Here is a 23,094-nt window from a genome sequence, read left to right on the forward strand (position 1 = left end):
TCAGCGCCGATCAGGGCGCTCCCTGCGGCGGCAGGGTCCTGCCAGCCGGTGCCGGACCGCGATTCCACCCCGTACGGACGGAGCTGTCCGCCGGGCCGACTAGGCTCTGTGTCGTGCCGGAGCCGTACGACCCGTTGACCGATCCTGCACCGGCCCACGACGTGCGGGCGGTGCTGCGGATCCGGGCGTTCCGGCGGCTGTGGATCGCTTTCGGGCTGTCCAGCCTCGGCGACTGGATCGGGCTGCTCGCGCTGACCGCGATGGCCAAGAACTTCGCCGGCGACGACTACCAGGCGGCCAACTTCGCGATCGGCGGCGTGCTGTTCCTGCGCGTGCTGCCCGCGCTGGTGATGGGCCCGGTGGCCGGCTGGGTCGCCGACCGGCTCGACCGGCGCTGGACGATGATCATCGGCGACATGATCCGGGCGGCCTTCTTCGTCAGCATCCCGATCGTCGGCACGCTCACCTGGGTGCTGGTCGCGACCGTGCTGATCGAGATCGTCAGCCTGATCTGGGGTCCGTCCAAGGACGCCAGCGTGCCGAACCTGGTGCCCCGGCACCGGCTCGAGGCGGCCAACCAGATCAGCCTCGTCACGACGTACGGGTCGGCGCTGCCGGCGGCGGTGATCTTCACCGCGATCACGCTGGCCGGCCGCGGGCTGGGTGACGTCGCGATCGACATCGCGGTGTACGTGAACGCGGCGACCTTCGCGGTCTCCGGCCTCGCGATCATCTCCGTGGCCGAGATCGGCCGGGCCGGCTCGCACGACCACGAGGACCACCCCACGCTGTGGCGGACGATGGTCGAGGGCTGGTCGTACGTCACCGGTACGCCGGTGGTCCGCGGCCTGGTCGTCGGCATCTCCGGCGCCTTCGCGGCCGGTGCCGTGGTGATCGGCCTCGGGCGTACGTACGTCGAGGACCTCGACGCGGGCGATCCCGGGTACGGCGTGCTGTTCGGCGCGGTCTTCGGTGGTCTCGCGCTCGGGATGGGGTTCGCGCCCCGGATCTTCTCCGGGCTGTCCCGGCGCCGGCTGTTCGCGGCCGGGCTGGTCGGGTCGGGGGTCGGGCTGGCCGGGCTCTCGCTGATCCAGCAGATCGAGATCGCCACGATGATCGCGATCCTGCTCGGCTTCTGCGCCGGCGCCTCGTGGGTCTCCGGCCAGACGCTGCTCGGGCTCGAGGTCCCGGACAACCTGCGCGGCCGGACCTTCGCCTTCGTGCAGTCGGCGGTCCGCACGGTGCTCGCGCTGACGCTCGCGGTCGCGCCGTTCCTGGCCGGCGCGATCGGCCGCCGGACCGTGCACGTCGGGGACCGGTCGTTGAGCTACAACGGCGCCGCCCTGACCATGCTGATCGCGGCCGTGCTCGCCGGAGGGATCGGGCTGGTCGCCTGGCGGCAGATGGACGACCGGCCGGGCGTGCCGTTCTGGCGCGACGTACGGAAGAGCTTCGGCAAGACGCCTGGGGTGTATCCGACGACCGGTTTGTTCGTCGCCCTGGAAGGTGGCGAGGGCGCGGGCAAGTCGACGCAGTCCGCGCTGCTGGTGACGTGGCTGGAGGAGCGCGGGCAGCACGTCCTGCTGACGCGCGAACCGGGCGCGACGGACCTCGGCAAGACGCTGCGGCAGATCGTGCTCGACCCGGCGACCGGCGACATTTCGCACCGGGCGGAGGCGCTGATCTACGCCGCCGACAAGGCCGAGCACGTGGACTCGGTGATCAAGCCGGCGCTCAAGGCCGGGTCGGTGGTGATCACCGACCGGTACGTCGATTCCGCGCTGGCCTACCAGGGGTCCGGGCGCGATCTGGACCTGTCGGACGTCGAGCGGGTGAACCGCTGGGCGACCGATGATCTCCGCCCGAACCTGACCATCCTGCTGGACCTGCCGCCACGCAGTGGACTGGGCCGCTTCGAGGAACGCGACCGCATCGAGGCGCAGTCCGCCGACTTCCACGAGCGCGTCCGGGCAGCGTTCCTGGAGCTCGCCGCCGCCGAACCGCAGCACTACTTGGTGATCGACGCGACCCAGGACCGCGAACAGATCGCCCTACAGATCCAGGCCCGACTGCTCCCGCTCCTGCCGAAGGTCGGGTGACGACAGGTGCCACCGAAGAGGTTGGGGGCCCGCGCCTCGGCTCCCTCCAGCAAGTACCGGCCACCGATGTGGTGGGCGGATGAGCAGTGGTTGCCGGCCAATTCGAGGAGGCACGCCTGATGACTGTCTGGGATGACCTGGTCGGGCAGGAGCCGGCGGTCGGCGTACTGACTCGGGCTGTGTCGGGTGCTGCTGCTCGGCTGCGGGGGGAGAGCGGCGCGGCGACGGCGGGGATGACGCACGCCTGGCTGATCACCGGGCCGCCTGGCTCCGGGCGGTCCAACGCAGGCCGCGCCTTCGCGGCGGCGCTGCAGTGCGCGAACGAAGGCTGCGGCGAGTGCAACGGCTGCCGTACGACGCTGACCGGCGCGCACCCGGACGTGTCGCTGATCCGCACCGAGCTGCTGTCGATCCGGGTCAGCGAGATCCGCGAGCTGATCCGGCGGGCGGCGATGAGCCCGACGCAGGGGCGCTGGCAGGTGATGGTCGTCGAGGACGCCGACCGGCTCACCGAGCAGGCGGCCGACGCGCTGCTGAAGAGCATCGAGGAGCCGTCGCCGCGGACCGTCTGGGTGCTGTGCGCGCCGACGGTCGAGGACGTCGTACCGACGATCCGCTCGCGTTGCCGGTTGCTGGTGCTGCGGACGCCGCCGGTCGACGCCGTGGCGGAGATGCTGAGCCGGACGCTCGGCGTGGACGCCGCGCAGGCCGGGTTCGCGGCGCGGGCCGCGCAGGGACACATCGGGCGGGCGCGGGCGCTGGCGCGTGACGAGACGGTGCGCGAACGGCGTACGAAGGTGCTGGAGGTGCCGTTCGCGCTGCGGGACCTCGGAGCGTGTCTGAAGGCGGCGCAGCAGTTGGCGGAGGCCGCCAAAGAAGAAGCGAAGGCGAGCGCCGCGGCCGTCGACGAGAAGGAACGCACCGCACTCGAGCAGGCACTCGGCGTAGGCACCAAGGGCGCCAGGCCCCGCGAGGCCGCCGCTGCCGTGAAGGACCTCGAAGAACAGCAGAAGGCAAGAGCCAAGCGCTGGGAACGCGACGTGCTCGACCGCTCACTGGTCGACCTGATGGCGCTCTACCGCGACGTCCTGGTCGTCCAGACCCGCGCCGGCAGCGACCTGATCAACGCCGAACTGCACAAGTCGATCACCCAGTTCGCCGACCGCACCACCCCCGAACAAACCATCCGCCGCATCGACGCCCTGGCCGCCTGCCGAGAAGCCATCGAAACCAACGTGGCCCCCCTCCTGGCCCTGGAAGCCATGACCATCAACCTCTTCGAAGGCTGACCCGAAGAGGTTGAAGGCCCCCACCCCGAACTACAGGTGGAGGTGCAGGCTCCCGAGCGTGGGTGGGTGGGGAGCCGGAGGAGGGAGAGAGGGCAACGGCTGAGGAAGCTCCCGCCAGGCCCCTTCAGGCTTTCTTCGCCGGCAGCGGCGGGACGTTGCAGCTACGTCACCCGGCGATACAACGGCGACCAGCCACAAGACGCTCTTCGTGACATCAGCCACAAACACCCCGTAGAACCACCTGCTCAAGGGGTGAGACACGGGTCTGGGTTGCGGACTTGCTGTAACGAAGGTAGGGGCACCGGCGATGTCCTGGCTGGCTGGGGAACTCAGCCGCTGGCCCTCGCAAAAGGAACTGAATGACCCAACCGCCTCAGCCTGTCGAGCCTGTGCGGTCGCTGCCGTCGGCTGAGTCGTGGCTCGACGGGGTGCCGACGCCGACGCAGCGGCGGCTGGATCGCTTCGCGATCGCCGCGCTGGCCTTCAGCCTGCCCGGGCTGATCCCGGTCGGCATCCCGCTGGCGGCGGTCGCACTTCGGCGTACCAGGAAAGCCGGCACCCGCGGCCGACGCCTGGCGCAGGCCGCGCTGGCGATCTCCGGCTGCTGGGTGATCGCGATCGGCGTCGCCGCCGCCCTCGGCCTGTACGGCGAACGGCAGGCCGGAATCGGCCGCTCGGTCCCGATCGCCGACGTCCGGGTGATGCAGTGCTTCCACGCCGACCTGTCGGCCGACACCCTGCGGATGGTCACGATCGCCGACTGCGGCGCCTCCCACTCCGGCGAGGCGTACGCGAAGGTGACGGCGGCGATGACCGGCCTGTCGACGGAGCAGAAGGGCACGTCGGCGACCCAGCACTGCGCGACGGCGTTCCAGGACTTCGTCGGGACCTCGTACGAGCGCTCCGACCTGGACATGTACTACGTGGTGCTGGAAGATCAAGCTGTTGCTGATGGCAACGTACTGTGCATGGTGGGCGGGGAGCGCCTGGTGGGCTCCATGCGCGGCGCGCAGCGTTAGTCCTGGGGGAGAAGAACATGACACAACCGCCGTACCAGCACGACCCGAACCGGCCACAGGACCGGCCGCGGAGCTTCCCCTCGTACGCCGAGGAGCAGCGGCCGCAGGACGACGCTCCGGCGCCGTTCGTCCCGCCGTACTCGGCGCCGCAGCAGCCCCAGCAGCCGTGGTCGGCCCCGCAGCAGCCGTCGCCGTACCAGCAGCCTCCCCAGCAGCCGCCGCAGCAGCAGTACCCGGCGTACCCGACCCAGCAGTACCCGCCGGCCTACGGCCAGCCCCCGGTGCCGTACGGGTACGGCTACCCGAGCAACGTCCGCCGGACCAACGGCCTGGCCACGGCCGCGCTCGTCACCGGTCTGGCGAGCATCATCTTCACGATCGCCGCGCCGGTCGCGGTCGGCCTCGGCATCGCCGCCCTCGTCCAGATCAAGCGCCGCAACGAGGACGGCACCCCGCAGGCGGTCATCGGCCTGATCGTCGGCGGCGTGATCTCGGTGGTCGCCGCGGCAGTGATCACCCTGATCATCATCGGCTCCCAGTTGCCCGACGACGAGTACTCCAGCGGCGGTACGCCGGTCAGCTCGTCGGATACCACGGGCGTCTACATCGAGGCCCTGGTGGTCGGCGAGTGCTTCAACGACACCTCCGACGAGGACGAGGTCGCCCGCTCGTCCTGCACCGCCGCCCACGACGGCGAGCTGTACGGCGTGGTGACGCTACCGGCCCAGACCTGGCCGGGCGACGAGAAGGTCGGTGACCTCGGCGAGGCCGCCTGCGACGAGAAGTTCCAGACGTACGTCGGCATCGACGTCGACGACTCGGAACTCGAGCCGGTCGCCTGGTACCCGGAGCGGGCCGGCTGGAACAGCGGCGACCGCAACGTCTACTGCACGGCGTACGGCCCGTACGGCGACTCGCTGAACAAGACCGTGAAGGACAGCAAGCGCTGACCTGCCCGACCCCGCCCCGGCCTCGAGCTCCCGGGAGTTCACCGTAGATGCCCTAGTCTGGCCGCGTGGGCATGGTGATGGCGGTGTCGTTCGAGCGGTACGGACGGCTGTACTACCTGGACCCCGGTCCGCACCGGCCGCGGGTCGGGCAGAAGGTGCTGGTCCCGACCGACGACGGGCCCGAGGTCGCCGAGTGTGTGTGGGCGCCGCAGTACGTGACCGAGGAGATCGGCGGCTTGCCGCTGTGCGAGGGCGTCGCGACCGACGCCGACCTGCAGCGTGACGAGCAGAACCGCGACCGCCGCGCCGACGCGCGGCTGACCGCGAAGCGGCTGATCCGCGAGCACGGGTTGCCGATGAAGGTGGTCGGCATCGACTTCGTCGACCGGCGGGCCGACGTCGACCAGCTGGTGATCGTGTACTTCTCCGCACCGCACCGCGTCGACTTCCGTGAACTGGTCCGGGACCTCGCGCGGGGACTGCGGGCGCGGATCGAGCTGCGCCAGGTCGGCGCGCGCGACGAGGCCCGGCTGCAGGGCGGGATCGGGCCGTGCGGCCGCGACCTGTGCTGCGCGACGTTCCTGAAGGACTTCGAGCCGGTCAGCGTGCGGATGGCGAAGGACCAGGACCTGCCGCTCAACCCGCTGAAGATCTCCGGCGCGTGCGGCCGGCTGATGTGCTGCCTGAAGTACGAGCACCCGCTGTACCAGGAGTTCAACGCGAAGGCGCCTTCTGTCGGTACGCCGGTGGAGACACCCGCCGGAGACGGGGTCGTGGTCGGGCACAACGTCCCGAGCGACACCGTCGTCGTACGGCTTGCTGCATCTGGTCGCCGCTGTGCGTGCAGCCGTGCCGACGTGTGCTCACCTCGCCAGCAGTACGAGGCGAGCAGCACCACCACGCCGGACGCGCCGGCTGAGCTCCCGACCCCGGTGGTTCGGCAGGCCACGCCGCCGGAACCGACCGCGCCGCCGGAGCCGACCGCGGGTGGGCAATCCACGGACAGCGAGTCCACGGACCAGCAGTCCACGGACGGGGAGCCGGCCGCTCGCAAGCGCAAGCCTCGCCGGCGGCGGCGTTTGAGTGATTCGTCGACGGACACCGGGTCCACCAGCGCTGGACCGGACGACAACACGGGAGACGGCTCGTAGTGAAGACGTGCAGGGTGGTTGCAGGGCTGCTGGTCGTGGCGCTGGTCGGTGGGTGCGGAGTCGCAACGCGCGCCCAGGACGCAGACAGCGGCGGTACGACGGGCGGCGGCAAGCCGACCAACGCGCCGGCCGGACCGATCCCCGCCGGGCTGGAGAAGTTCTACCAGCAGACGCCCTCCTGGGAGCGCTGCGGCTCGGGCAGCCAGTGCGCGACGATCACCGTCCCGCTCGACTACACCAAGCCCGCCGGCGACACCATCGAGCTGCGCGCCCGCAAGGTCCCGGCCCGCGACCGGACCGGCAAGATCGGCACGCTCTTCCTCAACCCGGGCGGCCCCGGCGCCTCCGGCGTCCAGTTCGCCGCCGCGGCGTCGTTCATCCTCGGCCCGGCGCTGCTGCGCAAGTTCGACGTGGTCGGCTGGGACCCGCGCGGTGTCGGCGACTCGACGCCCGTGCGCTGCCTGGACACCGCCGAGCAGGACAAGTTCATCGCGACCGACGGCAGTCCGGACAACGACGCCGAGATCAACGAGCTGAACACCGTCTCGAAGGGCTTCGCCGACGCCTGCGAGCAGCGCTCGGGCAAGCTTCTGCCGCACGTCTCGACCGAGGACGCCGCGCGCGACATCGACGTACTGCGGGCGCTGGTCGGCGACGTCGAGCTGAACTACATCGGCTACTCGTACGGGACCTTCCTCGGTGCGACGTACGCCGAGCTCTTCCCGAAGAACGTCGGCCGGCTGGTGCTGGACGGCGCGGTCGACCCGGCGAAGACGGCCGAGGAGAACAACATCGCCCAGGCCAAGGGCTTCGACACCGCGCTCGACGCGTTCGCCGAGGACTGCGCCGGCCGCAACTGCCAGCTCGGCACCAGCAAGGCCGAGGTGCTGGCCGCGGTCGACAAGCTGCTCACCGAGACCGACGCGAAGCCGATCCCGACCGGCGGGGAGCGCGAGGTCACGCAGGCCCTGGCCGTGCTCGGCGTGATCTACCCGCTGTACTCGCGGGAGGCCTGGCCGCGGCTGGAGGAGGCTGTCGCCGACGGCCTGGCCGGCAAGGGCGCGCGGCTGCTGGCGATCGTCGACGAGAACACCGATCGCACTCCGCGCGGCTACACGACCAACGCGAACGAGGCGATCTACGCGGTCAACTGCCTCGACCGTCAGGACATCAAGTCGGTCGCGGAGGGGAAGGCGCTGGCCGCGAAGTACACCGCCGAGTCGCCGCGGTTCGGCGCGTACCTGCTGTGGGGTTCGCTGAGCTGCGCGAACTGGCCGGTGAAGCCGACCGGCAAGCCGCACTCGATCAAGGCGCCCGGCGCGAAGCCGATCGTCGTGATCGGCACCACCCGCGACCCGGCGACGCCGTACGGATGGGCGGTCGGTCTGGCGGGTGAGCTGGAGAGCGGTGTGCTGATCACCCGCGACGGCGACGGCCACACGGGCTACAAGGCCGGCAACGCGTGCGTCGACACCGCGGTCGAGAGCTACCTGCTGCAGGGCTCGCCCCCCGGTGCCGACCTCAGATGCTGACCGCCTGAGCCTGTACGACGTACGCGGCGCTGGCGACCTCGGTGTTCCGTGGCCGGCTGGGCGCTAGCGCCCAGCCCGTCGTACAGGACCCAAGCGCTAGCTTGGCCGGTTGTCGTCCGAGCCCGGCAGTTGCAGGGTCTCTGTGGCCCGCTCGAGTACCGCGCGCAGCCCGGCCTCGTCCTGCGGGCGGCCGCCGACGGTGATCTCGACCGCCGACCGGCCGCTGTCGCCCGCCGGGATCCAGCGCGACAGGCCCATCCGCGGGCCGCGGGCCTTGTCGGTGTACGTGTAGACGAGCGTGGTGTTCTCGGTGCTGAGCACCTTGTAGTCCGGCTCGTCGATGCTGCCCTGCCGGGCCGCGAGCAGCGCTGCCGGCGTCTGCTTGCTGCCGCGCGCGTCGAACCGGATCTGCCAGACGCCGGTCGAGTCGACGTACCGCGGCCTGGTGCCGCTCTGGCTGCTCTTCCAGCCCGACGGGATCTCGGCCGTGACCGGCGAACGGTCGCTGCCGAACGTCTGCGCGACGTACTGCAACGCATCGGGCTGGAGCCCGTCGGTCGCGGTCTGGCTCGGCGTCGAGGTCGGACTGGCGACGACGGTCTGCGCGGAGTCGTTTCCCGTTGCACTGTTGACCGCCAGGACGACGCCGAAGACGGCGACCCCGACGGTCATCCCGGCCAGTGTCGCCACCAGCGCCTGGTGCCTGGGCGTAAGCATCCGGACCTCCGCATCGCATTGTCGTCGCGCTTGATTATCGACCACGAAGGGGGCGGGAGCGAAACCGCGGCTACGCTGGCCCGTCGTGGACTTCGACACGGCGCTACGCCGGTACCAGGCAGGTGAAGCCGAACGGGCCGATCTCAAACTCCTGGTGAAACAACTGCTGAAGCTCCTGGTCGCCAAGGCCCCCGGCCACGCGGTAGAGGTCCGCGTCCCGCCGTACGGCGCAGTCCAGTGCATCGAGGGCCCCCGCCACACCCGCGGCACCCCAGGCGCCGTCGTCGAGATGCCCCCCGAACTCTGGATCGACCTAGGCCTCGGCCGAATCACCTGGCCCGAAGCCCGCGACAGCGGCAAACTCCGAGCCAGCGGCGAGCGCACCGATCTGAGTGCACTCCTGCCGCTGGTCGAGGACTACTTGCCGCCGGTGCCCGAGGACCAGACCGGCGTACGGCCGGAGTAGATGACCAGGTTGCCGTCGCCTTGCATCTGGAGGATGGCGCCCTTCTTGTTCGTCCGGCTCGACCAGAGGGCGGTCTTGCCGACGTAGACAACCAGGTTGCCGTCGGTCTGCATGATGGCGAAGGCGCCCTTCTTGGTGGTCTTGGTGGACCACAGCGGGGTCTTGCCGGCCTTGACCAGAACCAGGTTGCCGTCGCTCTGCATCTGCAGGCGGTACATGCCGTTGCGCGAGTAGAGCAGCTGACCGGTCTTCAGCGCGCGGCCCGGGCTCAGCGTCTCGATGACCGTCCAGCGCGACCAGTAGGCGTGCTTGGCGGTGTCGTACATGACCAGGTTGCCGTCGTCCTGGACGACCAGGCCGGACGGCTTCTTGCCGTTGGTGTTGCTGTGCCAGATCGCGCGGGTGCTGAGGAAGACGACCAGGTTGCCGTCGCGCTGCAGCGAGATCGACGAGCCCTTGACGTTCGTCGCGGTCGACCACAGGGCGGTCTTGCCCTGGTACAGCACGGCGTTGCCGTCCTTCTGCATGACGAACGTGTACTTGTTGTTCCACGACCGACGGTACTGCCCCGGGCGCAGGATCTCGCCGGGCTTCAGCGTGAACGGCACCCCGCTCTGCACCTGCATCGGCGCGGCGGCCGTCGTCGGGCTCGCGTTCGCGGCGACCGGCGCCAGCAGCGCCGTACCGAGTGCCACCGAGCCGGCGGCGACGAGGGCGAGGGCCCGGGTTCGGACCGTCGTGGTCGAGATCATCTGGTGTCCTGTCTGTGCTCCGGGCGCCGAGCCTTCCCCCGCGCCGTTGATGTTGACGCCGGCTGAGGCCGTTTGGTTCCGGTCCAGACCGCGTCCAGAGCCGACGGTAGGGGCGAAATAGGGTCGTCGCGGTGCGCCACCGGGTGCCACTATGTGCCAGTGGCAACAAGTTTCCGCGAGCGCGTGGACCGTCTGAAGGTCGATCTGACCCCGTGGCGGGCGTCCCGCGACTTCCGGATCCTGGTGATCTCGGGCTCGGTCTTCTTCCTCGGCGGCATGGTCGGGTACGTCGCACTGCCGTTCCAGCTCTACCAGCTGACCGGCTCCAACTTCGCGGTCGGCGCGATGGGGCTGGTGACGATCGCGCCGCTGGTGATCTTCGGCCTGTACGGCGGGGCGCTGGCCGACCACGTCGACCGGCGCAAGATGCTGATCCTGACCGGCATGGCGCAGGTGGTGATCTGCGCGGCCCTGCTGGCGAACACGCTGCTCGCGAGCCCGCAGGTGTGGGTGATCTACGTCTGCGGTGCGCTCAACGCGATCGCGTCGTCGTTGCAGCGGCCGTCGCGGGAGGCACTGTTCCCGCGCGTCGTACGGCACGAGGACATGCCGGCCGCGGTCACGCTCAACTCGCTGATCCTGCAGGTCGGCCAGCTCGCGGGGCCGGCGCTTGGCGGCGTACTGGTTGGGACGGCCGGTGTGATGTGGGCGTACGCCGTGGAGCTGGCCGGGCTGGTGATCGCGACCCTGCTGTTCATGCTGCTGGGGTCGTACAAACCGAGCGAGCACAGCACGCCACCGAGCCTGCGAGCGATCGGGGACGGGATCAAGTACGCGTTCCGAAGGCGCGACCTGCTCGGGACGTACGCCGTGGACATGGTCGGCATGTTCCTCGCGATGCCGATCGTGCTGTTCCCGGCGTTCGCGACCGAGGTCTTGAAGGAACCCAAGTTGCTGGGACTCCTCTACAGCGCGGAGGCCGTCGGCGCGATGCTCGCGACCCTGACCAGCGGCTGGGCTCGCCGAGTCCACCACCACGGCCGCGCGGTCGTGATCGCCACCATCACGTGGGGTGCTTCGGTCGGTGTCGCAGGACTCGCGCCGAACATCTGGTTCGCGATCGCGATGTTCGCGGTGGCCGGCGGCGCCGACATGGTCTCCGGCCTCTTCCGCGCCGTCATCTGGAACCAGACCATCCCCGACGAGATGCGCGGCCGCCTGGCCGGCATCGAAATGCTGTCGTACTCGCTGGGCCCCCTGGGCGGCCAGTCCCGCTCCGGCCTCGTCGCCGACCTCACCAGCGTCCGCACCTCCATCGTCAGCGGCGGCATCCTCTGCGTAGCCGGCGTCATCGGCACCGCGGTCTGGCTCAAGGACTTCTGGCGCTACGACGCCCGCACCGACGAACACGCGGTCCGAGAACGAGAACTCCGCGCCACCCCGGGTTAAGGCAGAGCAGGGAAAGATGCCGATTCATCCCGATCGGCTTGACCTTCACATTGGTGTGACCCCATACCGTCCTGCGGTATGACATCAGGGACAACCCGGCGACGGGCCTCGATCATCCATGGCTACGCGGCATCGCCTGAGGATCACTGGTTCGGTTGGCTGGGACAGCAACTCGAGGCGGACGGATTCTCGGTCACGATCGCGCGCCTGCCGAGCCCGCAGGAGCCGGACGCCGTGCAGTGGGCGGCAGCCGTGAGCGCCGATGTCGGGGTCCCGGACGAGGGCTCGATCATCGTCGCGCACAGCCTGGGGTGCCTGGCGGTTCTTCGGCATCTCCGGTCGCTGCCGGCCGGCTGGCGCCTGGGAACCCTCGTGCTGGTCTCGGGGTTCGTAGACCCGCTGCCCGCGCTTCCCGAACTGGACGGCTTCATCGGCGACGGCTGTGACGTGGAGGGGATCAGCGCGTACGTCGACCAACTGACGATCATCCGGTCGGACGCGGATCCGTTGGTCTCGCCTGCGCACACCGACCGCCTGGCCGGCCTGCTCGGGACCTCCGCAGCAGTCGTCCCGGGAGCCGGTCACTTCCTCGCTGCCGATGGCGTCGAGGCACTGCCTGAAGCCCTCGAAGCGATCACCTCGGACAGGAGCCCAAGTCAGGTCGGTTGAGGTACGGCAGCAGCCCGGTCAGGGCCTCGCGATCCTGCGCTACGCCGTCGGGAAGTAGCAGCTGCGGCTAGAGTCGGGTCACCATGCGTATCCGTCCAGTAGTTGTCTTTGCCTTGACCGGTCTGGCCGTCGCCGGCTGTGGTGGTGGGAGCGGTGAAACCGCGCCGAGTGTGCCGCCGCTGGTCTCGGTCAGTACGACGCCAACCGAGACACCGAGCGAGACCCCGTCGGATACGCCGAGCGTGCCGCCGACCGCGCAGGCCGCGGACACGTTGTGCGTGCGGATGGACCAGTCGCTGGTGCAGACGACGTTGGCCGCGCCGGCGGTGACGATCCCGCAGACGCCGGTGCCGGCCGAGATCGGGTTGCCCAGCTTCGACATCTGCGAGTTGGGGCTGAGCACGAATCCGGACGGACCGGCGCTTCGGCTCGGGGTTTCGGTGCTGACGGGGACCAAGGCCGACCTGATCGCGGCGCAGCGGGCGTACGCCGCGACGAAGGCCGAACCGGCGCGGGCGATCGCCGTCGGGCAGGGCGGCTACGGGACGAGCAAGTTCGCCGTGTTCTTGCTGGGCACGCATCTCTACAAGGTCGAGGGACCGGCGGCGACGCCGACCAAGTACGTCGTACTGGCGCAGGAGGCCGCGCGCCAGGCCGCGGGTCTGCCGGAGGCAGCGCCGCTGATCACCCGCACGGAATGCGACCGCGGGACGAACGCCGCCGCCAAGGTGATGGGCACCGTGGCCACGGCCCGCCGCGACAGCGCGACGCCCGCGGGCGACGTCGTCTGCGGCTGGATCACCGCGACCTCTGTGCTCTACACGACCGCCCGGCGGGTTCCCGACGCCGAGGCGGCGATGGCCGCGGTCCGCAAGGCGCCGACGTCGCAGTCGGTCCCGCTCGGCGACGAGGGGTACGTCGACACCGCCACCGGCCGCGGCACGATCCGCGTCGGCACCGACAAGATCGCCGACCTGGTCCCGCTCCCCGGCAGCAAGGTGAAGACCGACGACATGGTCACCTTCGCCCTCGCGATCTCCCCGCTCTACACCCGCTGACGCCTGTACGGCGTACGCGCCTGCCGATCGCCCTGCGGCGGCGGTCGCCTGTACGTCGTACGCGCCTCCGCCGATCGCCCTGCGGCGGCGTCGCCGACTGCTGCCGACGCTGTCCGTGGACCACGTGCTGCGACTGAGTCGCAGCGTGGGTTACGGTGTGGCGGTCGTGGTGTTCGGGAAGCCGGTGGAGTACCGGCGCGGCCCTCGCCACTGTGATCGGGATTGTCCGCTGAGCGTTCACCAGGTGTGAGACCACTGGCCCGGAGGGGCTGGGAAGGTCAGCTCGGCGGATGCGGTCGTCCCGTCAGCCAGGAGACCGGCCACGACGCGTCCCGTCCACGAGGTGTTGGAGGAACGGTCGCCATGGCCGTCGTACCCAAGGCAGTGCTTGCTGCCGTTTTCCTGTCCCTGATCGCTGCCTGCGGAACCGCCGGCGCCGACGAAGGTCCGAGCGCGAGCGCGACGACCGTGAAGAACTGCGGGCTCGACGTCACCGTCGACGGACCCCCGAAGCGGGTGTTCGCGGCGTACCAGCCGGCCATCGAGATGGCGCACGCGCTGGGCATCTCCGACCGCCTGGTCGGCACCGCGTTCCTCGACTCCGAGCCGCTGCCGGAGTACGTCGCCGCGCAGCAGGACCGCAAGTACTACAAGAACATGCCGAGCCGCGAGGAGCTGCTCAGCCTGAACCCGGACTTCGTGCTGTCCGGCTTCAACGACATCTTCAACGCGGCCGGCAGCGACGGCAGCTTCGGCAGCCGCAAGTCGCTGTCCGACCTCGGCGTCCAGACGTGGATCTTCAGCCCGCTGTGCCCGACCGCGGACGGCAAGGGCGACGAGGCGATCGACCCGTCGACGGTCTCGATGGACAACGTGTACGCCGATCTGCGCGACCTGGGCAAGCTGTTCGGCGCGAGCGACAAGGCCGAGCAGGTGATCGCGGACCAGAAGACGCGGATCGCCGCGGTCGAGGCGAAGGTGAAGAGCGCCGGCAAGCCGACGGTCGCGATCGTGCGGCCCGGGCTCGAGGGCGGCGGGATGACCGTGTCCGGTGGGCCGGACTTCGGCACGGTGCTGATCAAGCAGGCCGGTGGGGTGAACGCGTTCGCGGGGCTGACCTCGAAGCGGAACGTGAAGATCAGCGTCGAGGAGTTCATCAAGGCCGACCCGGACTACGTGCTGATCAGCGCCTGCTGCGACGCGACGCTGACCGAGGCCCAAGGGCAGCCGGACGTCGACAAGCTGATGACGAACCCGGCGTTCGCGAACCTGACAGCGGTCAAGAACAAGCAGGTCGTCCCGTGGTTGTTCGCGCACCACTCGGCCGGCGTCCGCGGCGCGAACTCGACCGAACTGATCGCGAAGATCATCCATCCCGACCTGATCAAGTGACCGCGCAGACCACTGACGGCCGACCGGGATTTGCCGGTCGGCCGGGAGCTGGCGATCGCACGGAGGGTCCTCGGGACGCTGGCGTTCGCCGGGGATCTGATGGCCGGCGCGGAGCCGACGGCTCTGGGGGCCTTCTGCACCACGGGCTGACGAAGTCCGGTGGGCTCGTGGTCGCCTTCGTCGTACTGCTGGCGGCTGTGCTGTTGTCGTTGCTCGCCGGTACGGAATGGTTCGCGCCTCGGGATGTGTATCTCGCGGCGGCCGACTTCACCGGGTCCGACACCGATCGGGTGATCCGGTACCTGCGCCTGCCGCGGACCGCGACCGGCCTGATGGCAGGCGCGGCGCTCGGCATGGCCGGCGCGCTGATGCAGGGCGTCACGCGCAACGCGTTGGCCGACCCGGGGATCCTCGGCGTCAACGCCGGTGCCGCGGTCGCTGTCGTCGCGGCGATCGGGGTCTTCGGGGTGACGAGCCTGACCGGGTACGTGTGGTTCGCGATGGGCGGCGCGCTGGTGGCGACCGTCGTGGTCTACCTCGTCGGCGCTCTCGGGCGCGGTGGGGCGACGCCGGTCAAACTCGCATTGGCCGGGGCTGCGTTGTCGGCCATGCTCGGGTCGGTCACGTCGGCGGCGACGTTGCTCGATCTGTCGACGCTGAACGAGTTCCGGTTCTGGGTGGTCGGGTCGCTCACGCTGGCGACCGGGCCGATCGTCGGTCAGGCGTTGCCGTTCGTTGCTGTAGGCATCGTGTTGGCGCTGGTGCTCGGCCGGTCGCTGAACCAGCTGGCACTGGGCGAGGAACTGGCGACAACCCTCGGCACCAGAGTCGGGCTTGTCCGAGTGCTGGCAGGACTCGCGATCATGCTGCTGGCCGGTACGGCGACCGCGATGGCGGGCCCGATCGGGTTCGTCGGCCTCGCCGTACCGCATGTCGCGCGAGCGATCGTCGGCGCGGACTACCGCTGGATCCTGCCGTACTCGCTCGTCCTCGCGCCGACGTTGTTGCTGCTCGCGGACGTGGTCGGTCGCCTGGTGGTCCGTCCGGACGAACTGCAGGTCGGCATCATCACAGCGCTGGTCGGAGCCCCGCTCTTCATTGCATTGGTACGCCGGCAAAGGCTGGCCGAGCTGTGAGCCGGGCTGTGCGGATCGGTCCTCTTTCGGGCCGGCTCGATCTCGGCGGGGTGGTCGTCACGCTCCTTGGTCTGCTGGGAGCTGTTGCTGTGGGCGCCTATTCCTTGACGATCGGGGACTACGAGATCCCGCTCGCACAAGTCCTCAGCACGCTCGCGGGTGACGGCTCGCTGATCATGACCGACGTGGTGGTGAACAACCGGCTGCCCCGAGTCCTCGTCGGGCTCGGCGTCGGGTTCGCGTTCGCCGTATCGGGTGCGATCTTCCAGCGGCTCGCGCGGAACCCGCTGGTCAGCCCCGACCTGATCGGAATCAACGCCGGCGCGGCCCTGGCAGCCGTCGTGGTGATCACGATCCTCGGCGCCAGCCCGTTCTGGCTGCCGGTCGGAGCGCTCGGCGGGTCGTTGCTAACGGCAATCACCATCTATCTGTTCGCCTTCAAACGTGGGGTTGCCGGCTATCGGCTGGTGCTGGTCGGGATCGGCGTCACCGCGATCATCGGCTCGCTCACGGCGTACCTGCTGACCCTGGCCGACATCTACACCGCCAAGAGCGCGCTGATGTGGCTGTCCGGCAGTCTCGCCGGGCGGTCCTGGGCGGAGGTGTGGATGATCGGGATCACCTTGCTGGTCCTCCTTCCCGCCGCCGTGGTCGCGTCGCGGCAGCTCCGCCTGCTGGAGCTCGGCGACGACCTCGCCCGGACCCTCGCCGGACGGGTCGAACTGTCCCGCGGTCTGCTGATCGCGATCGGCGTCGGCCTCGCCGCGCTCGCGACCGCTGCCGCTGGGCCGATCGGCTTCGTGGCGCTGGTCGCTCCGCAGATCGCGCGCCGGTTGCTGGCCGAACGCGCTGCCGGACTGCTCGCCTCCGGCGCGATCGGCGCGCTGCTGGTCGTCGCCGCCGATCTCGTGGCGCGCGAGCTGTTCGCGCCGATCCCGTTGCCCGTCGGCGTCGTCACGGCGTTCCTGGGCGCGCCCTACCTGTTGCTGCTGATGGCCCGAGCCAACCGCGTCGGCCGAGGAGGATAACCATGCTGCGCTCCGAGAACCTCAGCCTCGCGTACGACGGAACGCCGGTCGTGCACGACCTCTCGGTCGACATCCCGCAGGGGAAGATCACCGTGATCGTCGGCGCCAACGCCTGCGGGAAGTCCACGCTGCTGCGCGGCCTCGCCCGCCTGCTGGTGCCGCGCGGCGGGACCGTCTACCTGGACGACGTCGACGTACGCCGAATCCCTGGCGGGCAACTGGCCACGAAGCTCGGGCTGCTCCCGCAGCAACCGGTCGCGCCCGAAGGCATCACCGTCGCCGACCTCGTCGGCCGCGGGCGCCATCCGCACCAGCGGTGGTTCCGCCAGTGGACTCCGGAGGACGAGAAGGTCGTCACCGAAGCCCTCGCCGCCACCGGCACCGCCGACCTGGCGAACCGCTCCCTCGACCAACTCTCCGGCGGCCAACGCCAGCGTGTCTGGATCGCCCTGGCCCTCGCCCAGGACGCCGACACGATGCTGCTCGACGAGCCCACCACGTTCCTCGATCTGGCCCACCAGCTGGAGATCCTCGACCTGGTCCAGGACCTCAACCACCAGCACCACAAGACGATCGTCCTCGTCCTCCACGACCTCAACCTCGCCAGCCGCTACGCCGACCACCTGATCGCCCTCAAGTCCGGCCGAATCGTCGCCACCGGCAACCCCACCGAGGTCATCACCCCCGAGGTCGTAGAACAAGTCTTCGGCCTTGCCTGCGAGGTCATCCCAGACCCGCTCACAGGCACCCCGCTGGTCCTCCCGCGCCCACGCCAACCCATCACACAAGACACCTGACCCGAACCACCCCGACGCCCCGCCCCCACGCGCCACGGCACGCACACCCGCGGCACCCGCCGTCGCCGGAGTGGTGCTCGATCTGGCTGCCGGCGCGGTGATTGGTTGTGCACCGTTCAGCCGCTGGTCGGCGTTCGCCGGGGCTGGGCCGTGCACACAGTGCGTACCGCCGGGCGCGGATGGCGTGCGGGTGCGGACGTCCACCACTCAGCAACCTCCTCCGCACAAGGCCCGGCTGCTGATTCCAAGTAGCAACTGGTCTTCATTGCGGCCCTGTGGGGATTCACCGATGCCCACCACTGATCAACACCTCGGCACGCGGCGCCGGCCGCCGTCTCCAGGCGCGGAGCGGCCTTCGGTGGGGTGGTTGGTCAGTGGTGGGTGTCGACGGGGTGCGGGATGCCTCGCGTTGACCGAGCAACACCTGCCCCGATGGGGAGGCGTTGACCGAGCAACGCCTGACCCGATGGCGGAGGTCGTCTGCGGGACCCGACGCCCGCCACCCATCAACCTTCCGGCAGCGCGTCCTGGGCGCCGGCTCCAGGCGGGAACTGGCGTTCCGGTGGAGTGCTTGGTGGGTGGTGGGCGTCGACGGACTCGCGGCGGCTGCGGGTTGGCCTGCCGCACCGCCGAGGTGGAGAGGAGCGCTGTCCGTGGGCGGCGACTCGGGTGGGAGAAGGCGGGGCTAGAGCTGGGCGGCCAGGGATCCGAGGATCTCGATGGCTTCGGTGATGGCTGTGGGGGTGCGGGCGGCGTAGCCGAGGACCAGACCTGGGGGATGGGGAGTCTGGGTGTGCCAGCTGAGGGGGTGGGTTTTGATGCCTTCGGCGAGGGCCCGCGTGGCGAGGGTTACGTCGTCGAGGGAGGCGTCGGGGAAGGTGATGGTGAGGTGCAGGCCGGCGGCGGCGCCGTGGGTGGTGGCGGTGGGGAGGTGGTTGCTGATGGCATCGATCATGGCGTCGCGGCGACGGCGGTGGCGGCGGCGGGCGTAGCGGAGCTGGCGTTCGAGGTCGCCGGACTCCATCAGGTGGGCGAGGACGAGCTGCGGCAGGGCGGCGTTGCCGAGGTCGGCGAGGCGTTTGGCGGCGATCAGGCGGTCGCGGTACGCCGGTGGCGGGACCATCCAGCCGATGCGCAGCGCGGGGGCGAGCAGCTTGGAGACGCTGCCGGCGTAGATCACGTGGTCGGCGAGCATCGCGCGCAGGGCGGGGACCGGCGGGCGGTCGTAGCGGTGCTCGGCGTCGTAGTCGTCCTCGACGATCAGGCCGTCGGTCTCGGTCGCCCACTGGATCAGTTCGCGCCGGCGTTCGCCGTCGAGGACGACGCCGGTGGGGAACTGGTGCGCGGGAGTCAGCAGTACGGCGCGTACGCCGCTGCGGTGCAGCTCGTCGACGCGTACGCCGTCGGCGTCGACGGGGATGGGCGGGGTGCGCAGGCCGAGGTTCTGCAGATGCTGGCGGGAGCCGAGCGAGCCGGGGTCCTCGACGGCCAGCTCGTGGATGCCGTCGGCGGTGAGGATCTGGGTGATCAGGCTGAGCGCCTGGGCGACGCCGGCGACGATGATGACCTCGGCCGGGTCGACCTGGACGCCGCGGTAGCGGGCGAGCCAGCGGGCGACGGCGAGGCGCAGTTCCGGCGTACCGGCGGGGTCGCCGTAGCCGAAGGACGAGGCGGAGAGGCGGTCGAGGACCGCGCGCTCGGCCTTGAGCCAGGCGGCGCGGGGAAAGGCCGTGAGGTCGGGTACGCCGGGGGTGAGGTCGATCCGCGCCGGAGCTGCTCGCAGGGCGTCGAAGATGTCGACGCCGGGTGCCTGTACGACCACAGGAAGAGGAGATTCGGTAGAAGAAGTTGAGGTTTTGGTGGTGAAAGGAACAGCGACGACCGTCGTACCGGCTCTGCCCTTGGCGGTGGTGTGGCCGTCTTCGGTGAGGCGTTGGTAGGCCTCCGTCACCACACCTCGCGAGACCTGCAGGTCGGCGGCCAGGACTCGGCTCGCGGGGAGGCGGGTGCCCAGCGGCAACCGCCCGTCGGCGATCGCGGCGCGGAGCTGGTCGGCCAGCCACGTGGACAGCCCACCGACCGGCACGCCGGCGGTGCTGAGCTGCAGGAAGTCCGACCCCGCGGTTATGGACCTGCCAATCTGGCCCTGATTGGATCTACTCACCGGACCATTGTGCGCGCACGGTGGACTCATGGGAACCGACTACGTCCACGGCTACACCGACTCCGAGACCCGCCGCCTCAGCGATCAGGCGGACACGCTGGCCGAGCTCCTGCACGGCGGCACGCAGTACGCACCCGGCAGCCGCGTCCTGGAGGTCGGCTGCGGCGTCGGCGCGCAGACCGTCCAGCTGCTCACTCGCAGCCCGGGCATCGCGCTGACCTCCGTCGACATCTCCGAGGACTCGCTCGCCGAGGCCAAACGCCGCGTCGTCGCCAGAGCGCCGTACGGGCAGGTCGAGTGGCATCACGGCGATTTACACAACCTCCCGTACGCCGAGTTCGACCACCTGTTCGTCTGCTTCGTCCTCGAGCACCTGCCCGACCCGGTCGAGGCCCTCCGCACCCTGCGCAACCACCTCCGCCCGGGCGGCACGATCACGGTCGTCGAGGGCGACCACGGCTCCGCGATCTACCACCCGCGCAGCGACGAGGCCCAGGCCGTCATCGAGTGCCTCAACCGCAGCCAGGCCGACGCCGGCGGCGACGCGCTGATCGGCCGCCGCGTCCAGCCGCTGCTGACCGCCGCCGGGTTCACCGACGTCGTCACCGAGCCGCGGACCGTGTACGCCGACCAGACCGTGCCGCACCTGGTCGACGGCTTCACCCGCAGGACGTTCATCGCGATGGTCGGCTCGGTCCGCGCCCGGTCGATCGCCACCGGACTCAGTACGCCGGACGCCTGGGCGCGGGGGATCCGCGATCTCGAGCGCGCCGCCGAGCCGGGCGGGACCTTCCACTACACGTTCTTCAAGGGGGTCGGAGTGCGATGATCGCGCTGCTCGTCCTGGTCGCCGCGGTGATCGCCGCGCTGGAGTGGAACCGCCGACGGTGCGGCGCGCCGTCGTACAAGAGCACACCTACCGGCGGACGCGATCGCGATCGTGACCGTCTCTTGGACGATCTTCGCGCGGCCGCCGACAGGGCTTGCGCCGACTGGTAAAACTTGGGGATGACGCCGACCGAGCAGCTCGAGATCGAGACCAAGTACGACGTCGACGAGCACGCCATTCTGCCGGCGTTGCACGAGCTGCCCGGGGTCGATCGGGTCGAGCAACCGGTCGAGCTCGCGCTGGAGGCGGTCTACTTCGACACCGCCGGGCTGCACCTCGCGCAGAACAAGGTGACCCTGCGCCGTCGTACCGGTGGTGAGGACGACGGCTGGCACATCAAGCTGCCGGCCGCGCGCGGGCGGATGGAGATCCAGCACCCGCTCGGGCGCGCGGTCCGGAAGGTGCCGATCCAGGTCGTGCGCGCCGTCCGGGTGCACGTCCGCGACCACGAGCTCCTGCCGGTGGTGACGCTGGCGACACGGCGGATCGTGCACCGCCTGCTCGACGCCGAGGGTGAGGTTCTGGCCGAGGTCGCCGACGACCACGTGACCGCGACGGTCGACGGCGAGGAGCCGCAGACGTGGCGCGAGTGGGAGGTCGAGCTGGTCGGCGGTTCGACCGAGCTGCTCGAAGCCGCTGAGCCTGTACTGCGGGAAGCGGGCGCGAAACCGGCGTCGGGACCGAGCAAGCTGGCTCGCGCGCTGGGCGATCGTGTGCCGAAGCGGGAGACGTGGGAGCTGCCGGCGAAGCCGACGACCGCGGACCTGTTCCGCGCGTACGTGACCGCGCAGGTCGAGGCGATCCACCTGCGCGACCCGGAGGTCCGGCGCGACCTGCCGGACTCGATCCACAAGATGCGGGTCGCGACCCGGCGGCTGCGCTCGGCGCTGGCGACGTACCGGCCGGTCGTGGACCGCGAGGTCGGCGACGCGATCCGGGACGAGCTGAAGTGGTTCGCGGGTGAGCTCGGCGGGGCGCGGGACGCGGAGGTGCTGCGCGAGCACTTCCTGGTCGCGGTCTCGGAGCAGCCGCAGGAGCTGGTGATGGGACGCGTCGCGGGGTACATCGACGACCATCTGCGCGGGGTCTACAAGGAGGCTCGGGTACAGGCGCTGGAGGCGCTGGAGAGCGAGCGGTACTTCCGGCTGCTCGACACGCTCGACGAGCTGGTCGCCTCGCCGCCGCTGCTCGATGCGGAGACGAAGGCGAAGAAGCAGGTGCCGAGTCTGCTGAAGCACGACCTGAAGCGGATGAGCAAGTGTGTGAAGCGGGCCGAGAAGGCGGAGACGCTCGCCGAGCAGGACCACGAGCTGCACGAGACGCGGAAGGCGTCCAAGCGACTGCGGTACGCCGCGGAGTCGGCGGTGCCGGTGCTCGGTCAGGCCGCGACCGATCTGGCGGATCGTGCCGAGCAGGTCCAGGAGGTCCTCGGCGACCACCAGGACAGCGTGGTCGCGCGGGACCTCCTGCGGCAGCTCGCCGTCCAGCAGCATCTGGATGGTGGGAACCCGTTCACCTTGGGCCGGCTGCATGCCGCGGAGCAGTACCGCGGGGACCGGTCGCGCGAGGCGTTCCTGGAGCTGTGGCCGACGATCGACTTCAGCTGACCCGGCCCCACCTGCCCGCGCCCTGGATCAGCTGATCCAGGGCGGAGTTCCCCGGTCGGTGTCCTCTCCGGGGACCATGGCCTTGGCATTCCCGTAACCGGCGACGAGCGCAGCGAAATCGCCGGTCGCTGTCACCTGACGCTCGATCCCCGCCGGCAGCACGACGGCCTCGCCTGGCTTCAGCTCGACCTCGTCGGCGCCCACGCTGATCCGCGCGTGCCCGCTCAGTCCGGTCCACACCTGCTCGCTGTCCATCACGTGCACGGGCCCCTGCGCGGTCGCCTTCATCTCCACCCGCCAGACGCTCAGGCCCTCGCTGCCCAGCGTCGGTGAGGCGTACGTCGTCATCACGGCGTTCGGTGTCTCGGTCACTCGCATCTGCACTCCTCATTGATCGTCAACCCGGTTGACGAAAACAGTACACCGGGTTGTCGATCTGTCAAGATGGTCGGCATGGACCGTCACGGCTACGAGCTCCCCCTCCTGCTCGCCGGCGCCTTCCGCCGCATCATCGACGAGCTCCACCGCCGCCTCGCCGACGAAGGTCACCCCGACCTGCGCCCGGCGTACGGGTTCGCCCTGCAGGCCGTCGGCCGCGACGGCACCACCGTCTCCGAGCTGGGTCGCCGCCTGGGCGTCACCAAACAAGCCGCCACCAAGACCGCCGGCAGACTCACCGACCTCCGCTACGTCACCCGCACCCCCGACCCCGCCGACGCGAGGGCGATCCGCCTGACTCTCACCCCTCACGGCCGAGCGGCTCTCACCCTCTCGGCGCGGATCTTCGACGAACTCCACGGCGAGTGGAAGAAGTCCCTGGGCGCCGGCCGCCTGAGCGCGCTCGAAGACGACCTCTCGAAGCTCACCCCGAGCGACACTCCCACCCCGTTGGCGGATCTGCCGGGGTGGTTCCACTAGCAAGAGCCGTAG

22 protein-coding genes and 1 riboswitch are annotated in these 23,094 nt (G+C 70.3%); of the genes, 18 read left to right on the top strand and 4 right to left on the bottom strand.

All coding sequences use genetic code 11. The features are described 5' to 3' along the window. Window positions 1-113 precede the first annotated feature (113 nt). The 6 genes from tmk to ACYVIO_RS09335 all read left to right on the top strand — a co-directional run bounded on the left by tmk (window position 114) and on the right by ACYVIO_RS09335 (window position 8,040). Complete coding sequence (tmk, locus tag ACYVIO_RS09310; RefSeq protein ID WP_460650256.1) at window positions 114-2,099, top strand: dTMP kinase; 1,986 nt, start codon at window positions 114-116, stop codon at window positions 2,097-2,099. A 119-nt stretch (window positions 2,100-2,218) separates the two neighbouring features. Continuing rightward, on the top strand, window positions 2,219-3,388 hold the full coding sequence (locus ACYVIO_RS09315) for a DNA polymerase III subunit delta' (protein WP_460650257.1): 1,170 nt from the start codon (window positions 2,219-2,221) through the stop codon (window positions 3,386-3,388). A 359-nt stretch (window positions 3,389-3,747) separates the two neighbouring features. Then, window positions 3,748-4,407: a DUF4190 domain-containing protein gene (locus ACYVIO_RS09320; RefSeq protein WP_460650258.1), complete on the top strand. Its 660-nt coding sequence runs from the start codon at window positions 3,748-3,750 to the stop codon at window positions 4,405-4,407. A gap of 17 nt (window positions 4,408-4,424) precedes the next feature. Next, window positions 4,425-5,357, top strand: coding sequence for a DUF4190 domain-containing protein (locus ACYVIO_RS09325; RefSeq protein WP_460650259.1), 933 nt, complete (start codon window positions 4,425-4,427; stop codon window positions 5,355-5,357). A gap of 71 nt (window positions 5,358-5,428) precedes the next feature. Next, on the top strand, window positions 5,429-6,508 hold the full coding sequence (locus tag ACYVIO_RS09330; protein ID WP_460652076.1) for a PSP1 domain-containing protein: 1,080 nt from the start codon (window positions 5,429-5,431) through the stop codon (window positions 6,506-6,508). A gap of 14 nt (window positions 6,509-6,522) precedes the next feature. After that, on the top strand, window positions 6,523-8,040 hold the full coding sequence (locus ACYVIO_RS09335) for an alpha/beta hydrolase (RefSeq protein WP_460650260.1): 1,518 nt from the start codon (window positions 6,523-6,525) through the stop codon (window positions 8,038-8,040). A 96-nt stretch (window positions 8,041-8,136) separates the two neighbouring features. Here the strand turns inward: ACYVIO_RS09335 and ACYVIO_RS09340 are convergent, their stop codons facing one another. Continuing rightward, window positions 8,137-8,757, bottom strand: coding sequence for a hypothetical protein (locus ACYVIO_RS09340; protein ID WP_460650261.1), 621 nt, complete (start codon window positions 8,755-8,757; stop codon window positions 8,137-8,139). 85 nt (window positions 8,758-8,842) lie between these two features. Between ACYVIO_RS09340 and ACYVIO_RS09345 the strand changes: the two genes are divergently transcribed. After that, a complete protein-coding gene (locus ACYVIO_RS09345; RefSeq protein WP_460650262.1) occupies window positions 8,843-9,223 on the top strand; it encodes a sterol carrier family protein in 381 nt (126 codons plus the stop codon). On the opposite strand, the gene ACYVIO_RS09350 is transcribed toward ACYVIO_RS09345, so the two are convergent. Continuing rightward, complete coding sequence (locus ACYVIO_RS09350; protein ID WP_460650263.1) at window positions 9,175-9,975, bottom strand: hypothetical protein; 801 nt, start codon at window positions 9,973-9,975, stop codon at window positions 9,175-9,177. The genes ACYVIO_RS09345 and ACYVIO_RS09350 overlap by 49 nt on opposite strands. Window positions 9,976-10,134: 159 nt before the next feature. On the opposite strand from ACYVIO_RS09350, the gene ACYVIO_RS09355 reads away from it, so the two are divergent. From ACYVIO_RS09355 to ACYVIO_RS09385, 7 genes are all read left to right on the top strand, one after another. Then, window positions 10,135-11,424 (top strand): MFS transporter, encoded by a 1,290-nt coding sequence (locus ACYVIO_RS09355; protein ID WP_460650264.1) that lies wholly within the window; start codon window positions 10,135-10,137, stop codon window positions 11,422-11,424. A gap of 78 nt (window positions 11,425-11,502) precedes the next feature. Then, window positions 11,503-12,093 (top strand): RBBP9/YdeN family alpha/beta hydrolase, encoded by a 591-nt coding sequence (locus tag ACYVIO_RS09360; protein WP_460650265.1) that lies wholly within the window; start codon window positions 11,503-11,505, stop codon window positions 12,091-12,093. Between the two features lie 83 nt (window positions 12,094-12,176). Further along, window positions 12,177-13,151 (top strand): hypothetical protein, encoded by a 975-nt coding sequence (locus ACYVIO_RS09365; protein WP_460650266.1) that lies wholly within the window; start codon window positions 12,177-12,179, stop codon window positions 13,149-13,151. 150 nt (window positions 13,152-13,301) lie between these two features. Next, a riboswitch (cobalamin riboswitch) is annotated at window positions 13,302-13,490 on the top strand. A gap of 24 nt (window positions 13,491-13,514) precedes the next feature. Then, the gene (locus tag ACYVIO_RS09370) at window positions 13,515-14,543 is read left to right on the top strand and encodes an ABC transporter substrate-binding protein (RefSeq protein WP_460650267.1); all 1,029 of its coding nucleotides are present in this window, start codon (window positions 13,515-13,517) and stop codon (window positions 14,541-14,543) included. Between the two features lie 167 nt (window positions 14,544-14,710). Continuing rightward, window positions 14,711-15,679: a FecCD family ABC transporter permease gene (locus tag ACYVIO_RS09375; RefSeq protein ID WP_460650268.1), complete on the top strand. Its 969-nt coding sequence runs from the start codon at window positions 14,711-14,713 to the stop codon at window positions 15,677-15,679. Next, the gene (locus tag ACYVIO_RS09380) at window positions 15,676-16,707 is read left to right on the top strand and encodes a FecCD family ABC transporter permease (RefSeq protein WP_460650269.1); all 1,032 of its coding nucleotides are present in this window, start codon (window positions 15,676-15,678) and stop codon (window positions 16,705-16,707) included. Before ACYVIO_RS09375 ends, ACYVIO_RS09380 begins: the two co-directional genes overlap by 4 nt. A 2-nt stretch (window positions 16,708-16,709) precedes the next feature. Then, entirely contained in the window at window positions 16,710-17,504 is a 795-nt protein-coding gene (locus ACYVIO_RS09385; protein ID WP_460650270.1) for an ABC transporter ATP-binding protein, read from the top strand. Window positions 17,505-18,189: 685 nt separating this feature from the next. Here ACYVIO_RS09385 and pdxR read toward each other — a convergent pair. Beyond that, window positions 18,190-19,668, bottom strand: coding sequence for a MocR-like pyridoxine biosynthesis transcription factor PdxR (pdxR, locus tag ACYVIO_RS09390; RefSeq protein WP_460650271.1), 1,479 nt, complete (start codon window positions 19,666-19,668; stop codon window positions 18,190-18,192). 28 nt (window positions 19,669-19,696) lie between these two features. On the opposite strand from pdxR, the gene ACYVIO_RS09395 reads away from it, so the two are divergent. Genes ACYVIO_RS09395 through ACYVIO_RS09405 form a run of 3 tightly spaced genes read left to right on the top strand, consistent with a single transcriptional unit; the run spans window position 19,697 to window position 22,164 of the window. Beyond that, window positions 19,697-20,497, top strand: coding sequence for a methyltransferase (locus ACYVIO_RS09395; protein WP_460650272.1), 801 nt, complete (start codon window positions 19,697-19,699; stop codon window positions 20,495-20,497). Next, complete coding sequence (locus ACYVIO_RS09400; RefSeq protein ID WP_460650273.1) at window positions 20,494-20,667, top strand: hypothetical protein; 174 nt, start codon at window positions 20,494-20,496, stop codon at window positions 20,665-20,667. Before ACYVIO_RS09395 ends, ACYVIO_RS09400 begins: the two co-directional genes overlap by 4 nt. A 9-nt stretch (window positions 20,668-20,676) precedes the next feature. Continuing rightward, window positions 20,677-22,164 (top strand): CYTH and CHAD domain-containing protein, encoded by a 1,488-nt coding sequence (locus ACYVIO_RS09405; protein WP_460650274.1) that lies wholly within the window; start codon window positions 20,677-20,679, stop codon window positions 22,162-22,164. Window positions 22,165-22,191: 27 nt separating this feature from the next. Here ACYVIO_RS09405 and ACYVIO_RS09410 read toward each other — a convergent pair whose 3' ends face one another. Continuing rightward, a complete protein-coding gene (locus tag ACYVIO_RS09410; protein ID WP_460650275.1) occupies window positions 22,192-22,542 on the bottom strand; it encodes a cupin domain-containing protein in 351 nt (116 codons plus the stop codon). A 75-nt stretch (window positions 22,543-22,617) separates the two neighbouring features. Between ACYVIO_RS09410 and ACYVIO_RS09415 the strand changes: the two genes are divergently transcribed. Then, complete coding sequence (locus tag ACYVIO_RS09415; protein ID WP_460650276.1) at window positions 22,618-23,082, top strand: MarR family winged helix-turn-helix transcriptional regulator; 465 nt, start codon at window positions 22,618-22,620, stop codon at window positions 23,080-23,082. Window positions 23,083-23,094: the final 12 nt, after the last annotated feature.

This window comes from Kribbella endophytica (genome assembly GCF_054781295.1).

Coding starts and splice junctions, on each gene's coding strand:
- ACYVIO_RS09315 (WP_460650257.1), top strand. CDS start 2,219: ATGACTGTCTGGGATGACCTGGTCGGGCAGGAGCCGGCGGTCGGCGTA.
- ACYVIO_RS09320 (WP_460650258.1), top strand. CDS start 3,748: ATGACCCAACCGCCTCAGCCTGTCGAGCCTGTGCGGTCGCTGCCGTCG.
- ACYVIO_RS09325 (WP_460650259.1), top strand. CDS start 4,425: ATGACACAACCGCCGTACCAGCACGACCCGAACCGGCCACAGGACCGG.
- ACYVIO_RS09330 (WP_460652076.1), top strand. CDS start 5,429: ATGGTGATGGCGGTGTCGTTCGAGCGGTACGGACGGCTGTACTACCTG.
- ACYVIO_RS09340 (WP_460650261.1), bottom strand. CDS start 8,757: ATGCTTACGCCCAGGCACCAGGCGCTGGTGGCGACACTGGCCGGGATG.
- ACYVIO_RS09350 (WP_460650263.1), bottom strand. CDS start 9,975: ATGATCTCGACCACGACGGTCCGAACCCGGGCCCTCGCCCTCGTCGCC.
- ACYVIO_RS09360 (WP_460650265.1), top strand. CDS start 11,503: ATGACATCAGGGACAACCCGGCGACGGGCCTCGATCATCCATGGCTAC.
- ACYVIO_RS09365 (WP_460650266.1), top strand. CDS start 12,177: ATGCGTATCCGTCCAGTAGTTGTCTTTGCCTTGACCGGTCTGGCCGTC.
- ACYVIO_RS09370 (WP_460650267.1), top strand. CDS start 13,515: ATGGCCGTCGTACCCAAGGCAGTGCTTGCTGCCGTTTTCCTGTCCCTG.
- ACYVIO_RS09385 (WP_460650270.1), top strand. CDS start 16,710: ATGCTGCGCTCCGAGAACCTCAGCCTCGCGTACGACGGAACGCCGGTC.
- ACYVIO_RS09395 (WP_460650272.1), top strand. CDS start 19,697: ATGGGAACCGACTACGTCCACGGCTACACCGACTCCGAGACCCGCCGC.
- ACYVIO_RS09400 (WP_460650273.1), top strand. CDS start 20,494: ATGATCGCGCTGCTCGTCCTGGTCGCCGCGGTGATCGCCGCGCTGGAG.
- ACYVIO_RS09405 (WP_460650274.1), top strand. CDS start 20,677: ATGACGCCGACCGAGCAGCTCGAGATCGAGACCAAGTACGACGTCGAC.
- ACYVIO_RS09410 (WP_460650275.1), bottom strand. CDS start 22,542: ATGCGAGTGACCGAGACACCGAACGCCGTGATGACGACGTACGCCTCA.
- ACYVIO_RS09415 (WP_460650276.1), top strand. CDS start 22,618: ATGGACCGTCACGGCTACGAGCTCCCCCTCCTGCTCGCCGGCGCCTTC.